Here is a 4,997-nt window from a genome sequence, read left to right as displayed (position 1 = left end):
GCATTAGCCTCAATTTGCTTGATGCGTGCATCGTCGGCCTTCTTCATTTCTGCTGCGTCTTTACGGATCTGATCAGCAGTCGATCCACCGACTTGCTTCGCCAACTTGTCGAGTGCGGTTTGGGTATTTTTGGACGATTCTTTAGCGGCCTTCGTAATATTATCAAAACCGTTGGCGATCGTTTTGGCATTTTCTTTGACAGTGTGGTTAGTGTCAGTGAAAGCACCACTGATCTTGCCAGAAGCGTCTCGCATCTTAGTTGCGGACCTATCTGCTGCTTCGCCAATGTCCGTACCCCATCGTGAAGTTCTGTCAGCAGACTCAAGAGCCTTTTTGCCCCACAATTCCCAAATGGCTACACCGGCACCGACGACTGCTGTCACACCTAAAACAACTGGGACGATTGGCCCCAATGCCGCTAGCAATCCTGTTCCGCTCGCTGCGGCTCCGCCCATGGCTGCTCCCATTCCAGAAGTACCTTCTGCCGCCGCTGCTGCGGCTGGTGCAACCTTCAATGCTTCAAAAGCTGTCTTGCTAAACCCAGACTTGAGCACATCCATTGCAGTTCCACCGAGCTTCGCGGCTGTAGCGGCTCGCCCAATGACTCCCGCAATTCCAGATATTCCTTTGCTCAAAGCAACAACCGGCTTAAGAGCTCCACCGATAAGAGAACTCACTGGCCCTACAACTGCCGCAAACGCTGCAAATTTGATAATGGTTTGTTGCGTACCGCTGTCCATTTTTGAAAAGGCATTGACAACATCGGTTGCTGTTTTGATAAGAGGAGTCAGCGTCGGTAGAAGTTTTTGACCTACTTCAATTCCTAAAACATGAATCGACTCTTGAAATCTCTTCAATTTGGCGGCATCCGTATTGTTTAACTGGTTAGCAATTTTGGCAGTTGTTCCGCTAGCATGCTCAGCTTCACTGGTATATTTGCGTAGCTCACCGCCACCTGCACTAATCAAGGCATTCATGCCGGCTTGCGCTTCAGTGCCAAAAGCCAACGCTACTGCAGAAGCACGTTGCTGGTCCGTCCACCCCTTAGTGTTATTCTTGATTTTGTCAAGAATCTCTGGAAGAGTTAGCGTTCCTTTTTTGAAATCAGCAACAGATATACCTAATTCATTAAAGCCCTGAATATTTTGCTTAGAAGGCTTCAACAGTCTTGTTAAAGCACCACGTAATGCTGTGCCAGCAACTGATCCTTCAATCCCTTTGTTGCTCATAATACCAATAGCAGCCGCTGTTTCCTCTAGTGAAATACCAGCAGCATGAGCAGAAGGCCCGACATATGTCATTGCCTCGCCCATATCTTGGAACCCTGCTGCAGTAGCGTTAGCAATATAGGTAAGAGCATCTGTAACGCGAGACGTGTTTTTAAGCATGCCCGTTGTTGATTCTGTCTTTAGACCAAATTGTTCCAGAACGGATGTAGAAACATGCATAACATCGTTGAAGTCATCGCCAGACGCTTTTGCCGCATTGAGAACTGCAGGCATTGCGCCTAATGTTTGCGCAGCGGTATAGCCACGTTTGATCATTTCTGACATGCCTTCGTTAATTGCAGCCGTGGAAACGCCATATTCAACCGACCACTTTTTAGATGCTGATGCTAGTTGATCAAGTTGCGCACGATACTTGGCAGTAATCGCACCCCCATTTGTTAGCAAAGGTCCCATTGCTTGAATCTGGCTGTTGAAATCAATAGCAGATTTAGCGGCTGCTACAAATCCAATGGCAATTGGAGCAGTTACTGCCTTGGTCATCGTTGATCCGAAACTAGTTAGCTTAGAGCTTGTCTTTTCGGTAACAGATGCAAACCTTGATGCACCGTTTGATACTTTAGTCCAGCTATCGCTTTGCAGCGCAATTTCTTTGCGTAAGGCCGCCATTCGGTTCTCATTTTGTGCAGCAGCGGCTGCAGTTCGATTGTACTGCGAGGCGGCATTAGCTTGCAGCTTTGTAGCACGATTAATTTCTTCCTGCGATGCAGTCTCGCTTTTATTAAGTCTTTCAACCGCTTTCGAATTTTCATCATACTGTTTTCGCTGTTTCTGAAGCTGAGCTTGGTAGTTCTTTGATTGGCGGCTCAATGTGTCATAGGTTGAACGCATGTTGTTGATAGACTTTTCAGAGCCCTTAAACGCAGCATCTTGAGCCCGCAACTCAGCGGCAGTTGCTTTAATTGAAGAATTCAAAACTCGCTGGCTTCCTTGAAACGGATCAATGTTCAAACTTACGGTAGCCGCAATTTGTCCGAGATTTCCTAACATGTTTTACCTCCTTTCATAGAACTAGAAAAGGAACGGAAAGGCCTTGTCGATCGTGGTCTCCCGTTCCTCGTAAATCTGGTTAAGCTTTTCAATATCGCGGAGCGTCATAGCATCAACGTCAGCTAATCGGTAGCCTTCAGAGAGCCTTGCTTTGTAGAAGTCGTCAAGGTTGCTAATGGCTTCTTTGACGTCCGCTTCGGTGATTTTTTTGCTGTGCCCTTCTCATTCTCTTCACCATCGCTTAGAGAATCGCCAATGGCATCATTGATTGAATCCAACGATTTCAAAGAAATAGACGAGCCATCAATAACATCATCGGTAGTAAACTGGTTTTTCCAGAAATCAACCGCAAATTTGGCTAAGTTTTTCTCGTTCTCATCGTAATCATCGTTTGAAGGGCCATCTTTACGGTTTAGCATGCGTAGCTGTTGTTGCTGCACTTTTAAGGCGTTCGTGGTATCACGTAAAGTTGGCTCTCCATTTCGTGTGAACACGCAAGTTTCGCCTTTGATATTTAGTTTAATTTGATATGCCATGCTTAATCTCCTTTTTAGGTATAAGCCGCCCGCTGTTCGCGTATTGTGCATTTACAAGGCGACAAGTTTATTGCTAAGCCACAGTTACAGTTGCGGTGGCAGTTTTACCACCATCATCAGTTGTGGCTGTCACAGTTGCAGATCCCACTTTCACACCGGTCACAGTTCCATCACTGGAAACAGTGGCAATGCTAGAATCTGATGTTTTGAAAGTAACTTGTTTATTTGCGGCATCAGCCGGATTAATTTGCACTTTCAGCGCTGTAGATGCGCCAACCGCAAGATTAATCGAACTGTTCTCAAAGCTGACACCGACTACGCTTTTGGGGCAATAGTCGCATCTTCAGCGGTCTTAGGGAATACATAGCCGTGGAAGGTATCGAAATCAAACCCATCGTTGTCTTCCCGACCAATCAACACAACATTACCAGTATCTTGGTCACCACGAGGAATAAATGAGCCTTCGATGCTGTCAGCACTCGGATCTGGTGTGCCGTCAACAGTCTTGGTATCAACGCCCGGAAGTGAGAACATTCCCTTTAGCATACCAACCCAAACGTATTTACCATTTGAGAGCTTCGTACGGAACAAAGTTGCGGCGTAATTAGGGCTAAGGTTCTTTGGATATACTTCAACCCCATTAACAACCTTAATTCCAAATAAATCAGACTTCATCTGTGAATCCACATCGTACATTTCGATTGTTTCGGTTGCTTCTGTGATACCACCAGAAAGAATCAAGTACGGGCCATCATCAGCGGACAGCGTCTTTTGCTCTGTTTTAATATCCAATTTCACACTAGATAAGCCTTGAATCTTTCGTGTGCTTGGTACAAAGTCGTCATCACCGACAACCCCGTATTCGAAGGCCGAAGCCCCAAATTTTGCTAACTTCTTATTAGTTGTAACAGCAGTATCTGCCATATTAAAAATCCTCCTTTAGGAAAATAAAAAGGGCTAGCCAATCGGCAGTCCTTGAAACTGAAAGTATCCTGTTGTCATGCGAAGGGCTGGGGTATCGCCATCAACGTAGGAGTTGCGATAATACCTTTCCCAGCCAGCCGCATGTAGTGCTTGATATATCTGTGTTTCTATTTTTTCTTCTTGATCCCAGTCAGTGTTGTCCACCCAAAAATCTACTTGCACTTTCGGATACTCTAATATCCTAGAATCGTCAGCATAATCAGCAGCATCACCGGGCAAAGAAGTGATTCTCACCCATGGAGCTAGACTTTCAGGAGTTACGCTTGTCTGGTTATTGAAGTCTGGGGTACCTATATATACCTTGTCAGCAATATCCAAATTGGCTGACAGGATGTCATAAACAAGTTTTTCAGGTGCCATTACATCCCGCCTTCCTTCAAGTGGCTTAGGAAAGTAGCAATAACAACTGGCCGCATGACTTCTTGGGTTTTCTCAATGAAATGTTGCGGATCCTGCATTGAAGTGCCCGAGTTTGGAAAGTGAGCACGCCAGCCGGTATCTTTACCATATCCAACGTCTACTTCTGTTACACCACTCGTTTCACGGACACTTGAAAGCTGAATGTCATCTCTCAGATGTCCGCTCATATCAGTCTCGCCGTCCCACTCAGGCGTATTGCTTTTTAGCTTGTCGGCAAACTTCTGTGCACCATCTCGGACAGCCGCTCGAGCTTCTTTTGCAACCCCAAATTGTAGTTTGTTAAGATTAGCGAGCAGTTCAGCATCACCTGTGACTTTTACGCCCATCAGCTCACCGCCTTTGCCGTAATCGTTGTCAGATCGCGCCTCTCGTAATCAGGATCAAGACCCGTGATTTGATATTCCTTCCCACGCCACTGAATTCGCCAAGTTGGTTGGATTTCCTCTGCGGTCAAAAATCGCACTAAAAAAGTCGGGCTGTCTTTGCGAGTGCCCAACTTCGTCTGTGGATCATTTGCTTCTCTGATTGGTACCTTAGGAACTTCAGCCCAAACCGTCATATGCTTAACAAGCACACCATCAACCGGAACTCCGTTAACCTTTTTTGACTCATAGCTGACGAACGCAATTCTCTCAGTCATTCGATTAGTTCGCATCAGAATCACCATCCTCTTCCGGCAATTCTGAGCGAAGCTGATTGATGATATTTGTTGTTGATGTTTGTAAAGGAAAGCGCATGACTTCAGCACCCATACCTCGGTAGTCATAGTCTTCCTTCACTT

The 4,997-nt window shown here is 45.9% G+C and carries 7 protein-coding genes and 1 pseudogene; all 8 read right to left on the bottom strand.

What is annotated here, in order from left to right:
- On the bottom strand, window positions 1–2,276 hold a 2,276-nt coding region (locus tag BVJ53_RS14360; RefSeq protein ID WP_129302946.1), incomplete at its 3' end, for a phage tail tape measure protein.
- 122 nt (window positions 2,277–2,398) lie between these two features.
- The gene (gene gpG, locus BVJ53_RS14355) at window positions 2,399–2,812 is read right to left on the bottom strand and encodes a phage tail assembly chaperone G (protein ID WP_005688582.1); all 414 of its coding nucleotides are present in this window, start codon (window positions 2,810–2,812) and stop codon (window positions 2,399–2,401) included.
- A gap of 73 nt (window positions 2,813–2,885) precedes the next feature.
- The gene (locus tag BVJ53_RS14350) at window positions 2,886–3,071 is read right to left on the bottom strand and encodes an Ig-like domain-containing protein (RefSeq protein WP_032953809.1); all 186 of its coding nucleotides are present in this window, start codon (window positions 3,069–3,071) and stop codon (window positions 2,886–2,888) included.
- A gap of 56 nt (window positions 3,072–3,127) precedes the next feature.
- The gene (locus BVJ53_RS14345) at window positions 3,128–3,736 is read right to left on the bottom strand and encodes a major tail protein (protein WP_005688578.1); all 609 of its coding nucleotides are present in this window, start codon (window positions 3,734–3,736) and stop codon (window positions 3,128–3,130) included.
- Between the two features lie 33 nt (window positions 3,737–3,769).
- The gene (locus BVJ53_RS14340; RefSeq protein WP_049173128.1) at window positions 3,770–4,156 is read right to left on the bottom strand and encodes a hypothetical protein; all 387 of its coding nucleotides are present in this window, start codon (window positions 4,154–4,156) and stop codon (window positions 3,770–3,772) included.
- Window positions 4,156–4,542 carry an HK97-gp10 family putative phage morphogenesis protein gene (locus tag BVJ53_RS14335; RefSeq protein WP_049173127.1) on the bottom strand — a complete coding sequence of 129 codons (387 nt, stop codon included), beginning with the start codon at window positions 4,540–4,542 and terminating at the stop codon, window positions 4,156–4,158. The genes BVJ53_RS14340 and BVJ53_RS14335 overlap by 1 nt, the downstream gene beginning before the upstream one ends.
- The gene (locus tag BVJ53_RS14330; RefSeq protein WP_005712766.1) at window positions 4,542–4,871 is read right to left on the bottom strand and encodes a head-tail adaptor protein; all 330 of its coding nucleotides are present in this window, start codon (window positions 4,869–4,871) and stop codon (window positions 4,542–4,544) included. Before BVJ53_RS14330 ends, BVJ53_RS14335 begins: the two co-directional genes overlap by 1 nt.
- A pseudogene (locus BVJ53_RS15405) lies at window positions 4,861–4,997 on the bottom strand (head-tail connector protein); the annotation flags it as partial. The gene BVJ53_RS14330 and the pseudogene BVJ53_RS15405, both read right to left, overlap by 11 nt.

Source organism: Lacticaseibacillus chiayiensis, assembly GCF_004123795.1.
GTDB classification, from domain to species: Bacteria; Bacillota; Bacilli; order Lactobacillales; family Lactobacillaceae; genus Lacticaseibacillus; species Lacticaseibacillus chiayiensis.
Note: the sequence above shows the minus strand (reverse complement) of the source record. Positions and strands in the feature narration are given on the sequence as shown.